13 protein-coding genes and 1 pseudogene are annotated in these 20,254 nt (G+C 54.1%); 9 read left to right on the forward strand and 5 right to left on the reverse strand.

Features of this window, described 5'->3' with window-relative positions; genetic code table 11:
* Positions 1-297, forward strand: a pseudogene (locus tag A1332_RS25725) (hypothetical protein); the annotation flags it as partial.
* A 59-nt stretch (positions 298-356) separates the two neighbouring features.
* On the opposite strand, the gene A1332_RS17875 reads toward A1332_RS25725, so the two are convergent.
* Together A1332_RS17875 and A1332_RS17880 are read right to left on the reverse strand one after the other, a co-directional pair.
* Complete coding sequence (locus A1332_RS17875) at positions 357-1,697, reverse strand: sigma-54-dependent transcriptional regulator (RefSeq protein ID WP_064009798.1); 1,341 nt, start codon at positions 1,695-1,697, stop codon at positions 357-359.
* Positions 1,694-3,238, reverse strand: coding sequence for a sensor histidine kinase (locus A1332_RS17880; RefSeq protein ID WP_082879762.1), 1,545 nt, complete (start codon positions 3,236-3,238; stop codon positions 1,694-1,696). Before A1332_RS17880 ends, A1332_RS17875 begins: the two co-directional genes overlap by 4 nt.
* A 179-nt stretch (positions 3,239-3,417) precedes the next feature.
* Here A1332_RS17880 and sucC point away from each other — a divergent pair, with 179 nt between their 5' ends.
* From sucC to A1332_RS17910, 7 genes are all read left to right on the forward strand, one after another.
* On the forward strand, positions 3,418-4,584 hold the full coding sequence (gene sucC, locus A1332_RS17885; protein ID WP_064009800.1) for an ADP-forming succinate--CoA ligase subunit beta: 1,167 nt from the start codon (positions 3,418-3,420) through the stop codon (positions 4,582-4,584).
* Entirely contained in the window at positions 4,584-5,450 is an 867-nt protein-coding gene (sucD, locus tag A1332_RS17890; protein WP_064009801.1) for a succinate--CoA ligase subunit alpha, read from the forward strand. The genes sucC and sucD overlap by 1 nt, the downstream gene beginning before the upstream one ends.
* Positions 5,441-5,692 carry a DUF4160 domain-containing protein gene (locus A1332_RS17895; RefSeq protein ID WP_231890352.1) on the forward strand — a complete coding sequence of 84 codons (252 nt, stop codon included), beginning with the start codon at positions 5,441-5,443 and terminating at the stop codon, positions 5,690-5,692. The genes sucD and A1332_RS17895 overlap by 10 nt, the downstream gene beginning before the upstream one ends.
* Positions 5,670-5,915, forward strand: a complete 246-nt coding sequence (locus A1332_RS25005; protein WP_082879763.1) for a DUF2442 domain-containing protein — start codon at positions 5,670-5,672, stop codon at positions 5,913-5,915. Before A1332_RS17895 ends, A1332_RS25005 begins: the two co-directional genes overlap by 23 nt.
* 27 nt (positions 5,916-5,942) lie before the next feature.
* On the forward strand, positions 5,943-7,589 hold the full coding sequence (locus A1332_RS17900) for an NAD+ synthase (protein WP_064009802.1): 1,647 nt from the start codon (positions 5,943-5,945) through the stop codon (positions 7,587-7,589).
* Between the two features lie 3 nt (positions 7,590-7,592).
* Entirely contained in the window at positions 7,593-8,720 is a 1,128-nt protein-coding gene (locus tag A1332_RS17905; RefSeq protein ID WP_064009803.1) for a hypothetical protein, read from the forward strand.
* Positions 8,721-9,012: 292 nt separating this feature from the next.
* Positions 9,013-11,097 (forward strand): putative bifunctional diguanylate cyclase/phosphodiesterase, encoded by a 2,085-nt coding sequence (locus A1332_RS17910; protein WP_064009804.1) that lies wholly within the window; start codon positions 9,013-9,015, stop codon positions 11,095-11,097.
* 70 nt (positions 11,098-11,167) lie between these two features.
* Here the strand turns inward: A1332_RS17910 and A1332_RS17915 are convergent, their stop codons facing one another.
* The 3 genes from A1332_RS17915 to A1332_RS17925 all read right to left on the reverse strand — a co-directional run bounded on the left by A1332_RS17915 (position 11,168) and on the right by A1332_RS17925 (position 17,255).
* Positions 11,168-14,644, reverse strand: a complete 3,477-nt coding sequence (locus tag A1332_RS17915; protein WP_064009805.1) for a hypothetical protein — start codon at positions 14,642-14,644, stop codon at positions 11,168-11,170.
* Positions 14,645-14,842: 198 nt separating this feature from the next.
* Positions 14,843-15,799: an alpha-E domain-containing protein gene (locus A1332_RS17920; RefSeq protein ID WP_064009806.1), complete on the reverse strand. Its 957-nt coding sequence runs from the start codon at positions 15,797-15,799 to the stop codon at positions 14,843-14,845.
* Between the two features lies 1 nt (position 15,800).
* Positions 15,801-17,255, reverse strand: coding sequence for a circularly permuted type 2 ATP-grasp protein (locus A1332_RS17925; protein WP_064009807.1), 1,455 nt, complete (start codon positions 17,253-17,255; stop codon positions 15,801-15,803).
* A 459-nt stretch (positions 17,256-17,714) separates the two neighbouring features.
* Between A1332_RS17925 and A1332_RS17930 the strand changes: the two genes are divergently transcribed.
* Entirely contained in the window at positions 17,715-20,249 is a 2,535-nt protein-coding gene (locus tag A1332_RS17930; protein ID WP_064009808.1) for a circularly permuted type 2 ATP-grasp protein, read from the forward strand.
* Positions 20,250-20,254 lie beyond the last annotated feature (5 nt).

The following is a 20,254-nucleotide window of genomic DNA, read 5'->3' on the forward strand; positions in this document are numbered from 1 at the left end:
CCAGCCAAAGCCGCCACACCCAAACCCGCCGCCCCCAAAGCCAGTAAATCCGCCCCGGCCAAAAAAGCCGCCGCTGAGTCTCCAACGCCCGCTGTCGATAGCCTGAAAAACCCAAGCACAGGTGAAGTTGCCAAAGTTCCAGCCAGCTATGCCTTTGCCAAACGCTGGATCAAAGATGCATTGGTAGAAGAAGGCCTGTTGGACAAAGTGTATAAAAACAACGAACTGGACGACGCCGCAAACGCCAAAATTCAAGCCGCGTTGCAACAATTGAAAGGCATGAGCAAGTATCAATAGGGATACTTCGAGTTATTTAGGCGAGTAGCAGGCTCCTACTCGCTTACAATAGATTTTTGTTATTCCAGACCCAACTTTTTCAAGCGATACCGTAGCGACCGAAAACTTAGGCCCAAGTATTTAGCGGTGGCGGTTTTGTTCCAACGATTTTCCTCCAGCGCCGCACTCAAGGCTTTTTTCTCTATGTCTTCGAGATAGGTTTCCAGCGACATTTTCTCGGCATCGAAATCTTCGACCGCCGCCAACTCCATCCCCAACGGCAGGTTCAGATCGTCGGCTTCGATGACGCCGCCATCGTGCAAGGCCAGCGCCCGCTCCAGTATATTTTCCAACTCCCGGACATTGCCGGGGAAATAGTAGTGCTTTAACGCGTTCAGCGCCGAGTCGGTCAGCTTGGGTAAAGCCATACCGTTAGCTGTGGCCAACCCCGCCAATAAGTGCTCGGTAAGCTGAGGAATATCGGCCGGTCTGGCGCGCAAGGGCGGTAAACTCAGTTCGATGACATTGATCCGGTAATACAAGTCTTGTCTGAAACTGCCTTCCTGGACCATTTTGGCCAAATCCTTGTGGGTTGCGCTCAATAAGCGCACATCGACTGCGACTTCCCGCTGCTCGCCAACCGGTCGGACTTTTTTTTCCTGAATCGCCCGCAACAATTTGACTTGCAGGGGTAAAGGCAAATCGGCCACTTCGTCCAAAAACAAGGTACCGCCATCGGCCGCCTGAAACAAACCTTGCTTGTCGGCTACCGCGCCAGTGAAACTGCCTTTTTTATGGCCGAAGAACTCACTTTCCATTAATTCGGGAGGGATCGCGCCGCAGTTAATCGCAATAAACGGCTTATCGCCGCGCGGGCTTTGCTGGTGTATCAATCTGGCCACCAACTCCTTCCCCGAACCGGACTCGCCGCTGATATAAACCGGCGCCTGATTGCGAGCCACCTTGTCGATCTTCGAACGAATAGCGCACATCAGCGCCGACTCGCCGAGCAAGATGTCGCGGGTGCGCCGCTCTTTGTCGGAAACCCTGGTCAGCGAGGCTTGCAGCGCATGACTGACCAGCTGCCGCAGCACCGCCAGATCGACCGGCTTGGACAGGAAATCGAAGGCGCCTTTTTTCATGGCTTTGATCGCAATATCCATGCTGCCATGTGCGGTAATCACCGCCACCGGCAACTGTAAACCGGCCAATTGAATGTGATCGACCAAATCCAGCCCATCACCGTCCGGTAACTTCATATCGGTAAGACACAAATCAAACACCTCGCCGGCCAGTAACTGTTTGGCCTCGGCCAAATTGGCCGCGCAACGGGTTTGAATGTGCATCCGGTTTAGGGTTATTTCGAGTAATTCTCTGATGTCGGGTTCGTCGTCGACAACCAGCGTAACAGGCATATTCATATTTCAATGACGGCGTGATCGGCATTAGCCAGCAACAAGGTAAAACAAGGTTTTCCGGGATCAGCCGCGTAGCTCAATTCCGCTTGATTCAATTCGGCCAACTCCCTGGAAATATACAAGCCTAAACCGGTACCTTGGTGAGAGGTGGTAAAAAACGGTTCGAACAAATGCTGCCGATGCTCTGCGGCAATTCCCGCGCCATTATCGATAATTTTTATACACGGCGCATCCTGCACCAGAGACACTTCAAGCACAATCGGTCCCCACTCCGGCCTGCCGTATTGCAAGGCATTGGCGCAAAGATTGTCGAGGATTTGCTTCAAGTGGCCGCTATCGATACAGGCATTCAAGCCCTGCGCTTTAAAAATCAATTTAAAGCACTCCGCCCGCTCGCCCAGGTTCAATTTCTGTTCGTTAACGTAGGCCGGCAACCACTGGTCCAAAGCAATTTTTTGTTTCTGCGACGGGTTGCGCCGAGACAGCTTAAGGATGTCCTCGATGATGCTGTTTACCCGCTGACAATGGTGCTGGATGATTTCCGTCAAACGCAACTCTTGCACATCCAAGTCCGGCGCTTCCGATAACAACTGTCCGGCATGACTAATTGCGCTGAGCGGATTGCGAATTTCATGGGCAATACTGGCCGTCAACCGGCCTAGAGAGGCCAGCTTGCTTTGTTGTAAGCGTTGGTTATACAACGCAATGTCCTCGAAAATCAGCATATATAAGGCTTCGTCATCCATACTCAACTCGGAAAATCGCACTTGCACTTCGTTGCGATTGGCTAATTGGATAATCGCAAAATCCTGGTCCCGATTGGCGCGCCACAACTCAAAAGCCTGCCTCAGTTCCGGCGCTACCTCGGCCAGTTCCTCCGGATGCAACACCAACCCCAGCAAACGCAACGCCGATTGATTGGAAAGCTGAGTGACCTGCCGGTCATCGACTATCATGATGCCCGATTGCAAATGCTGGATGATATAGCGGTTAAGACTCTCCAGCCTGGCGATGGTCTGCTCGTGCCGTCTGGCCAAAACCGCCGATTGTTCGGCACGCTGCGCCAGTATTACCGACAAAAACGCTATCGAAAAAAATGACACGCCCAGCATGCCGGCATAGGTCAAGGTGGTATTTTCAAAGGCATGCGTTTCTATCGCATATACCTCTTCAGCAAGAATTGCCAGACTAGCCAAGGCCGCAAACAACATCGCGCAGCGCCCGCCAATCAATAAGCCACCTGCCGCGATGGAGATAGCCAGCAAGATCCCGATGCCGCTGCCAATGCCACCGCTGGCATGCATCAACAAGGTAATGAAGACTATATCGGTAAAAATAAATAACTGTGCCAGACTGGCGTAAGCCCAACGCGGTCGAAATGCGACCGGCGCGGCAAACAGCGAAATCCCCAGATAGGCAATACTGGTGAACTGGTACAATGACGGATCGTAGGAACCCAATAACGACGGCCCGAACCGCAAATAAAACAGCATTACAAACAAGCTGGCGGTGATGAACCGATAGAGGGCAAAAATCTTCAACATCAACCATGCTTGCCGAACGGGAATGCCGTACCCTTTGGAAAAAGGGCAGGGATAAATAGTATCGACCGATGAAGAAAGCATTGCCCGTGTTTTTTATGCAGAGTTAGTTAGAATGTTTGTAAGTTCAATCATAGCACCAACTTGAGACGCCGCGATTTAAGCCATCCATGGAGCACTAAATGAATATTCACGAATACCAGGCGAAACAACTCTTCAAAGAGTTTGCGATCCCTGCGCCGCAAGGCGCCGTGGCGACAACGCCCGAACAAGCGCAACAAGCCGCTCAAACATTGAGCAGTCCTGCGTGGGTAGTTAAAGCCCAAATCCATGCCGGCGCCAGAGGTAAAGCCGGCGGAGTGAAGGTTGCCCGGAATCTGGATGAAGTGAAGGATTTCAGCGCGGCAATGCTGGGCACTCGTTTGGTCACACATCAAACCGATGCCGCCGGCCTGCCGGTCAATAGCGTTTGGGTAGAAGAAGCCTCGGCAATCAACCAAGAATATTATTTGAGCCTGTTACTGGATCGGGAAAGCGAACGACTGATATTTATCGCCTCAGCCGCCGGCGGCATGGACATCGAAGCGGTGGCCGCCGAGACGCCGGAGAAAATCGTTCGCGTGCCGGTGCATCCCGCTGCGGGATTGCAACCCTATCAATGCCGGCAAGTTGCGGCAGCACTGGGACTGGGCAAGGACCAGCAAAGCCAGCTGCAAACCATCATGACCGGCCTGTATCAACTGTTTTTGGCCAAGGATGCCAGCCAGATCGAGATCAACCCGCTCATCCAAACCGATGACGGCAAACTGGTGGCATTGGACGGCAAGATCAATTTCGACGACAACGCCATCCCCTTACACCCGGACATCGCCGCAATGCGCGATGCTTCGCAGGAAGACGCCAAGGAAGCGGAAGCCAAGCAATTCGACCTTAACTACATCACGCTGGACGGCAATATCGGCTGCATGGTCAACGGCGCAGGACTGGCAATGGCGACGATGGACATGGTCAAGCTCAAAGGCGGCGCGCCGGCCAACTTCCTGGATGTGGGCGGCGGTACTAATAAAGACAAAGTTAAGGCCGCTTTTAAATTGATTTTATCCGATGGCACCACCAAAGCGGTGCTGGTAAATATTTTTGGCGGCATCGTCAAATGCGATGTGATTGCGGCCGGCATCCTGGCCGCAGTCGAGGAAATGCATTTGACCATACCGGTCGTAGTGCGACTGGAAGGTACTAATGTTGAGCAAGGGCTGGCCATGTTGAAAGACTCCGGCTTGGGTCTTTACGCGGCGGAGGATTTGAACAGTGCCGCCGAACAGGCGGTTAAATTGGCGGAGGCTGTCTAATGTCCATTTTGATCGACAAACACACCAAAGTTATTTGCCAAGGCTTCACCGGCAAACAAGGTACTTTTCACTCCGAACAAGCGCTGGCCTACGGCACACAGCTGGTTGGCGGCGTTACGCCTGGCCGCGGCGGCTCCAAGCATCTGGATTTGCCGGTCTTCGACACCGTCGAACAAGCTGTGAAAGCCACCGGCGCCACCGCAACGATGATCTATGTACCGCCGTTTTTCGCTGCTGACGCCATCCTGGAAGCGGTCGATGCCGGAATCGAACTGATTATCTGCATCACCGAAGGCATTCCGGTCCTGCAAATGCTAAAAGTTAAAGCGGCGATGCAAGGCACCAGCTCGTTGCTAGTCGGTCCCAACTGCCCCGGTGTGATCACGCCGGGCCAATGCAAGATCGGCATCATGCCCGGCCATATCCATCTGCCCGGCAAAATCGGCATCGTGTCCCGCTCCGGCACCTTAACCTACGAAGCGGTGCATCAAACCACCCGCGAAGGCCTGGGGCAAAGCACCTGCGTCGGCATCGGCGGCGACCCGATCCACGGCATGAATTTTATCGATGTACTGAGCCGTTTCCAGGATGACCCGGACACCCATGGCATCGTGATGGTCGGTGAAATCGGCGGTAGCGACGAAGAACAGGCAGCGGACTTTATCAAAGCCCATGTCAGCAAACCGGTGGTGGGTTACATCGCCGGCCAAACCGCGCCGCCGGGCAAACGTATGGGCCATGCGGGTGCGATTGTCACCGGTGGCGCCGGCACGGCCGCGGGCAAAATTGCGGCGATGCAAGCGGCCGGCGTCAGCATGGTCAGTTCGCCTTCGGATATTGGGGTAGCAATGCGGGATTGTTTTTAATCCGCAGCATGCCCACCCTATTGAATCTTAACGGTTTCAAGTTTTTCTTTTACGCTAACGAACACGAGCCGATGCACATACATGTCAGCAAAGGTGACGAATTTGCCAAAATAGAATTAGTAACACTCCGCGTAACCAGAAATACCTTGAAACCCAAGGATTTAAAACAGGCGCTGGACACTACCGAAACCCATCAACAAGCATTTATGGAGGCGTGGCGTGGCTACTTCGATAACCGGTAAAAATATACGTATAGACAGCCAGTATCTGCATGTAGAACTTGCTGATGGCAGAATCATCTCAACACCGCTAAGCTGGTATCCGCAATTGCAGACCGCAGAGGATGAGCAACGCACCAACTACCGGTTTATCTGTGGCGGAACCGGAATTGAATGGACGCAACTTGATTATCACCTCAGCATCGAGAGCATGTTGATTACTATTCCGCATCGCCAAGCGGCTTAGCACCCTACCACCCTCACATTGTTTGTAATGCCTCTAAAAATAGCTTTAGCCCAATTGAACTTCACGGTTGCAGACATCCAAGCCAACACCACCAAAATCATTGATGCGGCCGTGCAGGCCAAACAGCAGCAGGCCGACCTGGTGGTATTCCCGGAACTATGCGTTACCGGCTATCCGCCGGAAGACTTGCTGTTTCGATCCGATTTTATTCAACAGGCGCAACAAGCCGTTGCCGAAATTGCCGAGAAGATAACCGGCATAACCGTTGTAATCGGCTACCCGAGACAGCAAGAAGGCCGGCTTTACAATACCGCGGTGGCATTACGCGATGGCGAAACGCTCGCCGAGTATAACAAACAAGCATTGCCCAACTACGGCGTATTCGACGAACAGCGTTACTTTACCGCCGGCGTACAAACCAGTTTGTTTACGGTCAAGGATAGTCGGCTTGCTTTGACGATTTGCGAAGACATCTGGCAACCCGGCATCATCGCCAAAAACCGCGCTGTCGGCGCAGACGTCATTCTGACCCTGAACGCCTCGCCGTTTCATGCCGGCAAGATGCAGCAACGCGAGGATATTATTTGTTCGCAAATTAAAGCCGAGCAGGTGCCGCTGGTCTACGTCAATCAAATCGGCGGCCAGGACGAATTGATCTTTGATGGCGCCTCGTTTGTGGCAGACCGTAACGGCGATGTTGTTTTTCGTGCCGCCGAATTTGAGGAACAACTGAGCGTAGTGGAGTTCGTCAATCAGCAGCCACAAAAATCCAGCATTGCCGACTTGTATCAACCGGTGGTTAGCGAATACAAAGCGCTGGTGTTGGGCATTCAAGACTACGTCCGCAAAAACGGCTTCCGTGGCGCCATTCTCGGTTTGTCCGGCGGTATCGATTCCGCGCTGGTGCTGGCCTTGGCGGTCGATGCGCTAGGCGCCGATCAAGTCGAAGCGGTGTTGATGCCATCGCGCTATACCCAAGACATGAGCAACCAGGACGCGATCCTGGAAGCCGAAGCCTTGGGCATCAAATATCATGTGCTGCCCATAGAACCGGCGGTAACGGCCTTCAACGAAATGTTGGCTCCGCTGTTTGCCGGCAGCAAAAAAGACACGACAGAAGAAAATATCCAGGCCCGCTGCCGTGGCGTGCTGTTGATGGCGCTTTCCAATAAACAAGGCAAACTGCTGTTGACCACGGGTAATAAAAGCGAAATGAGCGTGGGCTATGCCACGCTTTACGGCGATATGGCCGGCGGTTTTGCGCCGCTGAAAGACGTATCCAAATTACTGGTCTACCAATTGGCCGAATACCGCAACACCTTGTCACCAGTCATTCCGCAACGTGTCATCACCCGTGCACCATCGGCGGAATTGGCGCCGGACCAAAAAGACGAAGACTCCCTGCCGCCCTATTCAGTGCTGGATCCCATCCTGGCTTTGTATGTGGAACAGGATAAATCCGCCGCCGAAATCGTGGCGCAAGGCTTCGTGCTTACCGATGTGCACAGAGCTATTTCCCTGGTCGATAGAAACGAATACAAACGCCGGCAATCGCCGCCCGGTATCCGCATCACGCCCAGAGCGTTTGGCCGTGACCGCCGTTACCCAATTTCATCCGCTTATCGCGGCACGGCCGCGCTTAATCAATCCGCGCCCGACAACGTTAAGGAGTAAATCATGTCAAAAATGCGTACCCTGTTACTTACTACCGGCTTGCTGCTGACAGCACAGACTGGTATTGCCCGCGAAATTAATATTCCGGTGCCCATGGAGTACGGCTTAATCAAAAGTGTGCTGGTTCGCGAGCTTTACGACGGCCCCAATGAATCGGTAAGAGCCTGGAAAGACGGCAAGCAATGCAGCTTTCTGGATCTGGACCATCCGCAAATCAGCGGCGAGCAAGGCCAAGTCAAAATTCAGAACAATGTGCAAGCCCGAGTCGGCACCGCGCTAGGGGGCAAATGCATGACCTTGATCGAATGGTCCGGCATATTGCAAACCTTGCAACAACCGACATTAGATGCCTCTGGCAATGTACTAAGCTTCCCTGTCACCCAATTGAATGCATTTGATCGCAACGGTCAGCCATTGAACATCGCACAATTGCAGTCGCTGATCAAAAAAGCCGCGGAGCCTAAGCTGGCCGCCCTGAAAATCGACTTAAACCAATCCCGCCCGGACATTACGAAAACCCTGCTCCCCTTCATCGCCGCCGAAGATAGCGAGGAACTGCACAACACTATCAACAGCCTGCGCTTCAATCAGGTCAAAGCCGATGAGAAAGGTATTTTAATCAACGTGGGTTACACCGCTACCAACCAAAATGCCGGCGGCTTAAAAGCGGCCCCCATATTGAACGAAACGGAATTGAAACAATGGCGCAACCTCTGGCAAGGCTGGCAAGCATCCTTGGAAAAAAACATCGAGAAGGCACCTATTAATACCGATGCCGACGCCAGCAGGGCTGCTTTGCGCGATGTATTGCAAAAAGCCGGTGTCGCCTTTGAACAAGGCTTGACGGCGGAATATGTTGCGGAAAACGATCCGGTACGCAAGTTCTTCAACAGTTCCTGGGACGCACTCGCCCCGCTGCTGCGCGACGCGTCCACCCAACTACCCGGCAACAGCAGCCTGCGCTACGTGACGCTGATAGCCGCGACCGACTTGATGTACGAGCTGGAATCGATAGGCTCACCATTGGGCCTGGAAGTCTCTTCCAACGGCCTGCGTAAACTAGCGCGCTCGCTAATCACCCAGGAATTTCCAAAAGGCAAAGGAAAAACCAAAGCCAAACGCAAGGGCTAAACCCCGAAAACCATCCAGGGACGGATCGGTTCAATATCCCGTTACTCGCCAAAACCGGCAATGGAACGCCTGCCGGGAAACATCCTCGCGCGCTAATACCGCCCACTTCAGCGGCCCCAGCTCGGCCATCTCACTATCCAGGCATTAGCTATTTTTATTTAGCGGGATTTGGGTTAAGCTCCCCCGCCAGCCACACGACACAATAACGCTAAGGTATGAATAAATAGCTAGGCTCGCTCGCCGCCGAGTAGCCGATTTTTGACATCCGCCTTCCATCACGGTCATCGAAAGCATGCAAGATCATACTCTCGACATTACCAGCTACATGCCGCATGGCTATTGCTACCTATGGCAGAGCGATTTATTGCTGTTGCATGTGGTGTCCGACGCGCTGATCGTATTGTCGTATTACTCCATCCCGTTTGCGTTGTTATATGTACTAAAAAAACGCAACGACATTCCGTTCAGCTGGATTTACTGGCAGTTCGGCGTGTTTATCTTGCTGTGCGGCACCACGCATCTACTCAGTATCTGGAACATCTGGATACCGGATTACTGGCTGTCCGGCGCCATCAAAGCAGCGACCGCGGTGAGCTCCATCGTCACCGCCATCCTGATCTGGCCCTTGATTCCCAAGGTATTGGCCATTCCCAGCCAGAAACAGCTGCTGGCCGCCAATAGCGCGCTGGCCCAGGAAATCGACAGCCATAAAAAAACCGAGCAGGAATTGCGCAAGCTGTCGCTGGCCTTGCAGTTCAGCTCCAGCATCGTGGTGATCGCCGACCCCAAGACCCGCATCGAATATTGCAATCCGGCCTTTTACAAATTAACCGGCTACTGCGAACAGGACGTACTGGGCCAAAAAACCAATCTACTCAAATCCGATCTGACCTCCGCCAAGACTTATAAAGATTTGTGGACGACTTTACGCGCCGGCTCGGCTTGGCACGGCGAATTTTTAAACCGCAAAAAAAACGGCGAGTTGTTCTGGTGCCTGGAATCGATTACCCCGGTGCTCGACGAGCACCATAACGTGACCCATTTCGTGTCCATCATGCACGACATCAACGACCGCAAGGATTCGGAAGAAGTCATCCGCCACATGGCCTATTACGACCCGCTGACCGACCTGCCGAATCGCACGCTATTCAACGAGCGCCTGGATCAGGCCATCGGCCAGGCCAAACGCTATAAGACTCGCTTCGCGGTGATTTATTTGGATTTGGACCATTTTAAAAGCATCAACGACACCCTCGGCCACCTAATCGGCGATAAATTGCTGATCGAGGTCGGCAAACGCATCACGCTGTGCTTGCGCGAGCAAGAAATCATCGCCAGACTGGGCGGCGACGAATTTGCGTTGATCGGCATTAATTTACGGACGCCAGCCGATGCCGGCGATATCGCCAGACGGGTGATCGATACCATCAACCAAGCGTTTTTCATCGACGACCATCAATTGTTCATCGGCACCAGTCTCGGCATCAGCGTGTATCCCACCGACGGCAGCGACGGCCAGCAATTGCTCAAACATGCCGACGACGCGCTATACCTGGCTAAACAGCGCGGTCGCAATACCTTCGAGTTTTACAACGCCACCGCCAACGCCCAATCACTGCGCCGCCAAGCCATCGAAAACCTGTTACGGCTAGGCCTGGCGCGCAACGAATTTTCCCTGGTTTACCAGGCTAAAATCGATTTGCACAGCGACCGAATTGTCGGCGCCGAAGCCTTGCTGCGCTGGCTGCCGGAAATCGGCCCGGTGGCGCCGGAGGAATTCGTACCGATCGCCGAAGACATCGGCTTGATCGGCGAGATCGGTGAATGGATACTGCGTAGCGCCTGCCGGGATTACATGAACCCGGCTTTACAAGCCCGCAGCGAATTGAAACTGGCGGTCAATCTTGCCAAACGCCAATTCAAACAATCCGATTTATTGGCGATGATCGATAGGGTGCTCTCGGAAACCGGCTTGCCGGCATCCCGGCTGGAATTCGAAATTTCCGAAAGCATATTGATGGAACGCGCCGGACACGCCGAGCACCTCATGCAAGGCTTGAAACAACGCGGCATCCGGCTGACGGTAGACGACTTCGGCACAGGCCTGTCTTCGCTAAGACGACTAAAACGCTTTCCGGTGGATACCCTGACAATACCCCCAGCCTTCGTCAACGACATCTGTAATAATCCCGACGACGCCTGCATCGTCCGTTCGCTGATCGGCCTGGCCCACGGCTTAAACTTGCGGGTCGAAGCCAAGGGAGTGGAAACCGAACAGCAGTGGGATATTCTCACACAACACCATTGCGACCGGGCTCAAGGCTATTTTTTCCGTCTACCGCTGCCTATCGAAGAGTTTAGCCGCATACTCGACTGAATAACGGCGGTAGGCTAGCGGAGTAGCCGCAGCACGGCGACCACCCCAAAACTTCAGCAGTCAGTCGCGCTTAATCCGCCCCGACCCGATACGGCCCCAACGGATCCGCGCCCAAGGTACCGACCAAAGACTCCAGATAGGCCGGACTGGCCAGCTCCGCCAACTTTTGCTGAGCTTGGCGGTGCCGCTCGACCAACTTCAGTTCGCCGATCAAGGACTGGTGACTGCTCTCTTGCAAGAAACCGTTCAAATAATCGACATGTCTTTGCCATAACGCGATGTCGCGCTGCTGCTTGATATGTAGCCGTTCCCGATACCAATCCGACGCCAGTAAGTAATCGCGGGTAAACATCGCCCGTATCTCCGGATGATGCGCATCCTTGCCCTGGTAATGACCGTCGGCCATGATATGCAGCAAGGCATACAACGGCGGACAGGCATCTTCTATGCTGCCGTCTTCGAGATATTGTTGAGCGACACGCTGCTGGGTTTCGACGATATTATTGATACCGTCTACGAATACCTCCAAATCCTGACGCTCGGGTTGCAAAATCTCGTCGGTAAATACCGCATACGGATTGTCGAAGATCTTGCCCATCAAGCCATGCACGAAATGACTGGTAATCCGATAGCCTAAGCGGCTAGCCAAGACGATTTGCCCGTTGTGCTCAAAATCGGTTAACGGCTCCAGATAGCCATGCTCCAACAGAAATGCCGGGTGACGCTCTTCTCGCGACAGTCGCGCCCAGATTTCCGGAATCAATAAGCTGATGTCATGATCGACGCGGGTATCCGGACCGATAAACCCGGCCGAGCTGGAAAAACCCGGGTAACCGGTCAAAATGAACGATACCAGCGCATTGTTCAGATCGGCGGTGCCGCGCAAAGCGTTGAATGGTCCCTTGGTCAGCGCGCCTTCACTGCCCGCACCCGTCGTAGACGGTGACTTGCCGGTCAAGGAACAAACAAAGTCCATGAACAGTTCCGGCAACTCTTGATAATGTATCGGGTTGTAAACCGCCAGCGCGCGAATACCCGGCTCTGGCGGATTGTTGCGACGGCCGGTCAATACCGCATCCACCGGATGGCATAGCGGTTGATTGAGCGGAATCTTGCGATGCAAACGTGCGCCCAACTCGGCCACATATTTGCGTAAGGGTTTCACCACGTCGACGCGGGTTTCCAGATAGCGCGGATTTTTCGACGGCTTGCCGTTCACCAGACGCGGATGCGCGGAACATACGACAAAGCCCTTTCCAGCCTGGTAAGCCTCAGTTAACAGCTTTTGCATCGGGGCGGTGAATTTGGAAAAAGTCATCACATCTTCCACGATTGCTGACAAATGCTCATGATCCAAAGGCTCGAAATTGGCCATGAAATTGCCGGGGCCTGACATGTTCAGCTCGGTCTGCTTGTCGTATCCGGGGATGATGGCATCGTCCGGACGTTGGAACAGCCGATATTCGCAGTTGCTGACCAGTTTCAGACTCGTTTCATAGCCCTCATCCGGCAGCCAGGCGCGCACCGCATCGGTCGGCACCACGACCGAGGCACTGATATCGTCTTCCATTTGCACTTTCTCGCAGGCAATATAGTCTTGCCGCACTTTGAAGGTCCGCCAGCCACCGTCCAAGTCAAAACCTACCCGTAAATAAGTCGCAACGATCTTACGTTGATTCAGTTTTAGCTCATGGCCGGGTGCGCCGTCGATCACGTCCACCGATAAATTATCGCGCCAGTTATTACCCCATTCCGGGCGATAAAAGCGCTTGATCAAAAACACCAAAGCCAGGATGCTGGGCGGAATGGACTTCAACCAATCGTTGAATTCCTGGGTATGATTGCGCGACGGTGTCAACAGCTTGATCACCGACCCCAGGCTGCGCTCCGGACTGAGCACAGTTCGGCTAGGGCCGCGGTCTTCGCGCTCGAAACCCGGCAAGAAGCGGCCGGTGTAATCTTTATCGAAAATCGCCTGCACCCGATCCAGATCGTGTTGCAAATCGTCCACGAACAACGGTCCGTAGATCGCCGCGTCTTCGATGGATTTGGAAATTTCAGATTTGCCGCCGCCGGACACCGTGCAGGGCTTGTGACAAAACGTACCTTCCGCGACGGTGCCGATCAAGCGCCAGGATGGCGCGCCGGGATGCTTACACATCTCGATCTTATAACCGTTGGGCTGCACGTAGATTTTGCCCGGTTGCAAGCGAATGCTATGACTTTGGCCGTTGCGGAGCCAGGTAATTTTCTGGGTAGCCAGACTCATCCGCAAATCCTGCGGTACGTAGATAATTTCCGGAAAATGCCTATCCACCGCATAGCCTTCCGGCTGCACATCCATGATCGCGCCGTAGTGATAGGTCATCTCGTCGAAATCATAGCCCGGTTCGCGGGTCAAACTGCCAATCCCGAACTCATCGCCATGATTGACGCGGCGAAATGCCAGTGCCCCGCCAGCATGCTCTTCTTCCGCCAGGCCGAATAAATTGGCGGCATAGCTGATCTGGGTTTTGACTTCCTTCTTGCAATAGCCGTAATAGTTGTCGGCCAGCAAAGTGACAATCACGCCGCTGTGGTCGCGCGCAGTCAGTTTAAACGCCTGGCCTTCGTTATACAGTTCCGCCGGATCTTGCCAGCACATGCCGTCGGCACGCTGGCGTTCGCTGGCTTCGTCCCAATGCGGCAGACCCAGCTGTTTTTTGGAGAGTTTGGTTAAATGCGGCGCCAGAATTACGCAGCCGCTGTGGCCGGACCAATGCTCCACATCCAGGGCTGCATCGCATTCCGGCAAAGCCGGATTGCCGCCGTTACCGAAGATACTCTCGACAAAATCCAGATTGCTGACCAGATTGCCCGGCGCGAAGAAACGAATTTCCATGGATTTTTCAGCGGCAACGCCCGGAATTTCCGGACAGACCACCGGGCGCATCAGCAAGGATGCAAACATCCGCGCCGGTTTGGGTTGGTGGGCGGTAAACGGCAGCACCATCAAATCGTCGGGCGGATTTAAAGCCTCGCCCAGCATCAAAGCAAAAGTCAGCTTGGGCACTTGCTTTTTGTCGCCAGGCACCGGTAAACCGCCTTCGGCAACATGAAACGAGCCTTGCGTGGTACGCCGGTCGCTGGCCGGATTATGCAAAATGCCTTGCTTAACCCGAAAACTGGAAACGATTTCGGAGCGAAATTCGTCTTCGCCCAAGGGCAAAGATAATTCGCGCGCAACGCCATGCTTATCCAGCTCGAAAGTCATGGTCGGCAAACTGGGGATTTTGGCAAAGCCCAGATCCGCGCAATAGCGCTCCAGGAAATCTTGAATACGTCTATCGGCGGGATACAGTGAGGAACTGGCCAGCAGCCGGCTTTTTTCCAGATAGCTGTTCAGCAAGTCCTGGGCGGTGTCCATAAACTGCGCGGATGCGGTATCGATACAGGTCGGCTGCCCGCACGAAGCCAGTTTCAGATTGATATAAAGATGCAGTTGTTGCTTAACAGCTTGTTCGTCTTGCCCCGCCGGCCCAAGACCCAGCGCCCTTAGCTTATCCATAACCCTCCCCCTTTAGTTTTAAAAACGATGTCTGCATGATATAGCAACTTGTGGTTTGGGTCAGCAGCAATCCAAGCTGCGCCCCCTCGATCAAGCTTGCTTCCGCTCAACAATGCTGGTTTACAGCGCTACAAACATTCTGAACCACACATAGCAAGCAAGGGCATAAATGGTGAAAACCTTCCTGTTAGCATAGTGTCAATTTTTCTCCAGCTCGTCCTCGCCAAGATTATTTAAAAACCACATTGCCGCGATTTGCTTGTGTAACTCGTCGAACTTAGCTTGCAAGCCGTCCAGCACCTGATGCAATTGCTCCGGCGTAGTCTGCTTAATATCGATGGCCAGTACCTGTTGTTCCAATTGCTCCAGCTGCGGGAACAGTTCGACAGCATTAGGCAAGCGCTTTATACAGTGGGTAATCTCTTCGATACAATGCACCACAGCCCTGGGAAAATCGGGGTTTTTTAACAGATAGTTCAAAACGTCCTCGCCTTTAATTCGATTGCGGACGTGCTTGCGATACATCAATACCGCACTCAACGACTTCAAGACGTTGATCCACAGGATAGTTTCGTACTCGCGCATTTTGGTACTGCGATTTTCCGCCAGCAGCACCGTGCCGAAATCCATAATCCGGCTAGTCATGTCGGCGCGTTCCAGATTACGGCCGATACAGATAAACCGGGCACTGTCGCTGCTGCTCATCGCCCCCGCCATAAAGCCAGTAAAACGCTGGCAACCGGCCATGATTTCCTGCAAAAACAAGGCTCTGCCCCGGCGATTAGACAGACTGTCCAGGTTATTATTGGCGTACAGATACATCTCGTTGACTTGCTGCCAGGCTTCGTCCGGCATCAACTCGCGGCTGGTGCGAATGTTTTCCCGGGCAAACGACAAGGACGCCAGCAAGGAACCGGAATTGCTCATGTCTGCCAGTAAAAACCGCGTGGTATTCTGCTCGCTGGGATTTTTAAAGCGCTGATAAAACGCCTCTTCCACACCGCAAATATTCAACAAATTGCGCCAGCCCAGTTCCACGCCATACGGTAAGTCGTAGATCAGATGCATCGTGGCGCTGATCAGGCGGGCGGTGTTTTCGGTGCGCTCCAGGTAACGGGCCATCCAGTACAAACGTTCGGCGGATCGCGATAACATCTTATTGCTCCCTGTTGATAATCCAAGTGTCTTTACTGCCACCGCCCTGCGAAGAGTTTACCACCAGCGAACCGGCCCGCAACGCCACCCGGGTCAGTCCGCCGGCGGTAACGAAACTGTTTTCGCCATGCAGGATAAACGGCCGTAAATCGATATGCCGCGGCTCCAGTTTGTCGTTGCATAAGGTCGGGCAGGTCGATAAGGCCAGCGTCGGCTGGGCGATGTAATTGCGCGGATTTTCCTGGATTAGTTTATGGAACTGCTTAATTTCCTTCTGCGTGGCATGCGGCCCGACCAACATGCCGTAACCGCCGGATTCGTTAGCCGGTTTCACCACCAGCTCCGGCAAATGCGCCAGCACATAGGCACATTGCTCCGGGTCGCTGCATAAGTAGGTCGGCACGTTGGGCAGAATCGGCTCTTCGTTTAAGTAGTAACGAATCATCTCCGGTACATAGGCATAGACCACCTTGTCGTCGGCCACGCCGGCACCGGGCGCATTGGCCAGGGCCACATTTCCGGCCTTCCAGGCCCGCATCAGGCCTTTTACACCCAGCACCGAATCCTTATGAAACACCTCAGGGTCGAGAAACAAGTCGTCGATGCGCCGATAAATCACATCGACTTTTTCCAGACCTTTAATGGTACGCATATAAACGCAATCGTCGTCCTTGACCAACAAATCGCCCCCTTCCACCAGTTCCGCACCCATCTGCTGCGCCAGGAAAGCGTGTTCGAAATAGGCCGAGTTGTAAATGCCTGGAGTTAATACCGCGATTTGCGGCGTGTCGTCGGCTTCCGGCGCCAGCGAAGTCAACATTTCGAACAACTGGGTCGGATAATCGTCCACCGGCAAAATATTCAGATTTTCCAGCAATTCCGGAAATATCCGTTTGGTAATCACCCGATTTTCGATCATGTAAGACACGCCAGACGGTACCCGCAGATTATCTTCCAACACATATAGCTTGCCGTCGCCGGCTCGCACCAAGTCACTACCGCAGATATTCGCCCAGCTGCCGAATTTGGGCTGCATGCCTAAGCATTCCTTGCGAAAGTTGCTGGAGCTGTTGATCAATTCCGCCGGGACCAGGCCGTCCTTGATAATCTGCTGCTGGTTATAGACATCATTAATAAAGCAGTTCAAGGCTTTCAGACGCTGTTTTAGGCCGGCCTCCACCACTTGCCACTCCTGAAAATCGATCAGGCGCGGAATGATGTCGAAAGGCCAAGCCCGGTCGATATTGCCCTCGTCGCTGTAGACGGTAAAGGTAATACCCATCTCCATAATGGCCGCTTCCGCAGCAGACAGTCGGCCCTTAATAGCGTCCATGCCCAAAGATTGTAAGTATTGACTCAAACTGGCGCAGGCATCGCGTGGCTTGCCGCCTGCGGCTATCATCTCGTCGTAAGCCTTATCGGCGCTGTAATCCGCCCAAATTGTTGGTGTAATCATGCTGTATGCATCCGTGAACGTTGCTTTTATGGTGCAAGTCCGCGCGGAATTGGTGCAAAAACTACCGCACCATTTCAACGCAAACCGGTTCTGATCAGTTACCTGAAATAAAGCAATAGCAATGCCAAGTCGCGCGCCTACGGCTATCAATTACTCGGCCCCAACCGACTTTTATCTTGCCTTAACGCGGGGAAATACCCTTTAGTTCAGAAGCTTGAATCAAACCGATGCTTTATATTGGGCTACTCTAGGCAGAGCGACCGAATCCACGCGGTCAATGATGCTCTGGGCTATTCCTGAATGTAACGGCATGTTTCTTGCGAGTTTCTTGGACTACGCATCAATCCATAGTCTCGTCAGAATCGGCATCGGCGCGAAAAATCCGGCTTGGAAAATATAAATAAACGAGATCGGCTTTGATAAATTGCGCAATACCCGGTAAACCGGCAAACTAAACCTATGAAAACCTTAAGCACACCAGAAGCTTTCGCGCCTGGATACCGCCTCGACAAGGGCATCCACGACGAAATGCTGGACGAGACTGGCCGGGTTAGACCGCATTGGGCCCACCTGATGCAGGCATTGCAACAGCTCGGCCCCCGCGAAGTTGGTCAACGCCATCAGGAAGCGCTAAAGCTGCTGCGCGAAAACGGCGTCACCTATAACGTCTACGGCGACCCGGATGGTATCAACCGCCCCTGGCAACTCGACCCAATACCGCTACTACTTTCCGGCGACGAATGGTTCGACATCGAGGCCGGACTACTGCAACGCGCCGAACTGTTGAACCTGATTTTGGCCGACCTGTACGGCCCGCGTCAGCTCATCAAGAAAAACCTGCTGCCCTTGGAGCTGATTTATAACCACGGCGGTTTCCTGCGCGTTTGCGATCAAGTGCGCTTGCCCGGCCAACATCAGCTGGTGCTATGCGCCGCCGACCTGGCTCGCGGCCCGGATAAAAAAATGTGGGTACTGGGCGACCGCACTCAAGCGCCGTCCGGTGCCGGCTACGCACTGGAAAACCGCTTGGCTATGTCGCGGGTCTTGCCAAGCTTGTTTCGCGATACTCACGTTCACCGCCTGGCGCGTTTCTTCCAGTCTCTGCGCGCCGGTCTGAATGCGATCGCCCCCGGCGACGCCGACACGCCGCGCGTCGTGGTACTGACCCCCGGCCCGTTAAACGAAACCTTCTTCGAACACGCCTATCTGGCCTCCTATCTGGGCTATCCCTTAGTGCAAGGCGACGACCTGACCATTCGCGACGGCTATGTCTGGTTGAAATCGCTGGTCGGCTTGCAGCGGGTGGACGTCATTCTGCGCCGGGTGGACGACAATTACTGCGATCCCTTGGAGCTGCGCGAAGATTCGCGGCTCGGCGTCCCCGGCCTATTGGAAGTGGTCAGACGCGGCAATGTGGCAATTGCCAATCCGCTCGGTAGCGGCGTGCTGGAAAACCCCGGCATCATGCCCTTCCTGCCCGGTATTGCCAAATACTTCCTGGGCCAAACCCTAAAATTGAATTCGATTGCCACTTGGTGGTGCGGTCAGGCCCGCGAATTAAATTATGTGCTTGCCAATCTGGAACGCCTGGTGATCAAACCGATCTACCGCAAGCCCGGCGAACACTCGGTGTTCGGTCATCAACTCAGCCGGGCGCAACTCGCGGACTGGCGCGCACGCATCAAGGCCCGGCCCGCGCTTTACGTCGGCCAGGAATACGAAAGCTTCTCCACTGTACCGGCGATGGTTTCCGGCGGCTACGAACCCCGTCAAACCCTGTTGCGCTGTTTCATGGTGGCGCGGGCTGACGGTTATACCCTGATGCCGGGCGGCTTGAGCCGCAGCGCGCCGCAGTACGGCAATATGATGATCAGCAACCAAACCGGCGGCATCAGTAAAGATACCTGGGTGGTTGCCACTGAACCGCAGCATCCGGCCATTCCAAGCAAGCGCAGCGGCGGCGGTCTGACCGGCCACGGCAACGCTTTACCCAGCCGCGCGGCCGACAATATTTTCTGGGTGGGCCGCAACGCGGAACGCGCGGAAGGCGGCGTACGGTTATTACGCGCCACTATCAAAAAATTGTTCAGCAACCCGGATCGCGACAGCCTTGACTATCAGCTCAGCCTGGAAACCCTGCTGCGTTGCGTCACCAGCATGACCGGCACCTACCCCGGCTTTTTTGCCGAGGATAACGAGGGCTTACTGCAAGCACCCGAAGCCGAATTACTGGCGGTAGTGGTCGACGAAAGCCGAGCGGGCAGCTTGGCCAACACGGTAAACAGGATGACCCAATCCGGCTATGCGGTGCGCGATTTATGGTCGTCGGATACCTGGCGGGTAATCGACGAAATCGAGGAACAGGTTTCCGAGGCGCGCCGCCTGGGTAAAACCGGTTTATGGTCGATGCAGGAACAAATGGACCAGCTGATCACCACCCTCTCGGCATTCAGCGGCTTAGTGATGGAAAGCATGACGCGCGGCAACGGCTGGCTGTTTCTGGACATCGGCCGGCGCCTGGAGCGCGGCTTGCAATTGGTTTCGGTGCTGAGAACTGCATTTGCCATGCCGCAAACCGAAGCGACAGAAACGCGCTTGATAGAATCCTTACTGGATACCAGCGACAACTTGATATGCTATCGCCAGCATTACCGCAGCAATCTGGAGTTGGCCTCCTTTCTGGAATTGCTGCTGATGGACCCAAACAACCCCCGCTCACTGGCCTATCAAATCGCCCGCTTGCAGGAACATGTCGGCAAACTGCCGCGCGAACCCAGTACCCGTCGGATAAGCGCCGAAGAACGGCTATTATTAGAGGCGAGCTGCATTCTAAATATCGCCAACATCGAAGACTTGTTGAGCGTGTCGGAAGCCGGCATTCGCGAGGCCTTGGACCAACAACTCAGCAAGATTTACGCACTGCTGGCCGCGCTGTCCGATACCTTGACCGCCAATTATTTCCGCCACGGGGACGCGCCGCAATCGCTGTCCTAAGGGAG

The organism is Methylomonas methanica (assembly GCF_001644035.1).
In the GTDB taxonomy this organism is placed as follows: Bacteria; Pseudomonadota; Gammaproteobacteria; order Methylococcales; family Methylomonadaceae; genus Methylomonas; species Methylomonas methanica_A.